General features: G+C 72.6%; 1 protein-coding gene. It reads left to right on the forward strand.

Annotated features, from left to right (window positions below):
- A partial coding sequence (locus tag ALA01S_RS30995; protein WP_066343617.1) for a ParB/RepB/Spo0J family partition protein occupies positions 1–1,106 on the forward strand: 1,106 nt, incomplete at its 5' end.
- Positions 1,107–1,416 lie beyond the last annotated feature (310 nt).

Raw genomic sequence — 1,416 nt, forward strand, 5'->3', positions numbered from 1 at the left:
GCTCGGCGCGGCCGGCCGCGGGCACGCCTGCGGCCGAGCCGGCGGCCGATGCGGCGGCGGGCTATGCAGCCGCGCCGGCCGCGCCGGCGCTGGTGGCCTCGGAGCGGCCGCCTATCGTCCCGCCGCTGGCGCCGGCCAGCGGGGTGCGGCCCAAGACGGGGCCGGGGCTCACGACCATGGAGATCCTGGACAACGCCACGCTGCGCGCCCGGGTGAGCGAGCTGGAGCAGGAGGTGCAGCGCCTGGCCGGCGAGCGCGGCGCGCTGCTGCTGGACGCGCGCGAGATCGCCCCCAGCCGCTGGGCCAACCGCCATGCCGACTCCTTCCGCGGCCCGGACTTCGAGGCGTTCAAGACCGAGATCCTGGACGCCGGCGGCAACGTGCAGCCCATCATGGTGCGGCCGCTGGAAGCCAGGGCGGGCGAGGGCGCGGCGCACAAGTACGAGGTGGTCTTCGGCCACCGCCGCCACCGCGCCTGCCTGGAGCTGGGCGTGCCGGTGTCGGCCGTGGTCAAGGCGCTGGATGACCGCGAGCTCTTCGGCTACATGGAGCGCGAGAACCGGCTGCAGCGCGGGCTGTCGGCCTACGAGCAGGGGCACATGTACCGCCGCGCGCTGGACGAGGGCATGTTCCCCTCGCTGCGCCAGCTCGCCGGCTTCATTGGCCGCGGGCCCGGGGACGTGTCCAACGCGATGCACGTGTCGCAGCTGCCGCAGCAGGTGCTGGACGCCTTCGCCTCGCCCAACGACATCCAGTTCCGCTGGACCAAGAAGCTCAAGGACGCGCTGGACCGCAACCGCGACGCCGTGCTGGCCGAGGCCGTGAGCGTCAGCGGCGACACGCTGCCCGCGGCCAAGGTGTTCAAGCGCCTGGTGGCCGCGGCGGGGCCGGAGGGTGTTAGACCGTCTAACACCCCCGCGGCGGCGCCGCCGGCGGCCCACGTCCCTTACGCCGACGACCGCGTGATGGACCTGGGCCAGCGCCGCCGCGCCGCCATCCGCTGCGACGGCGAGCGCACCTACATCGAAGTCGACGCCGCCGTGCTGCCGCCACAGCGCTGGCTGGAGCTGGAAGAGGCGCTGCAAAAGATGCTGGCCGACGGCTGAGGGGTGAAGCGGCAGCGGGGTGTTAGACCGTCTAACACCCCCCGCGCCGTTGGCGCCGGGTGACGCCAGATCCCGGATGAATTCGAAGCGGCTCCTGGTGGGCCGCTTTTTTCATGGGCGGGGGGTGTTAGACGGTCTAACACCCTGGACTGTCGGCGCCGCGCAGGGGGCTTTGAGGAAGTGCAGCAGCGGGGTGTTAGACCGTCTAACACCCCTGGCTTCGGCATTCGGCAGCGCGGAAATTTGTGGCGGCCTGACGCCTGTCGCCAGCCAGGGCGTCGCACCCACTGCCTCGTCATTCCCGCGCAGG

Source organism: Azohydromonas lata NBRC 102462 (assembly GCF_001571085.1).
Classification (GTDB): domain Bacteria; phylum Pseudomonadota; class Gammaproteobacteria; order Burkholderiales; family Burkholderiaceae_C; genus Azohydromonas; species Azohydromonas lata.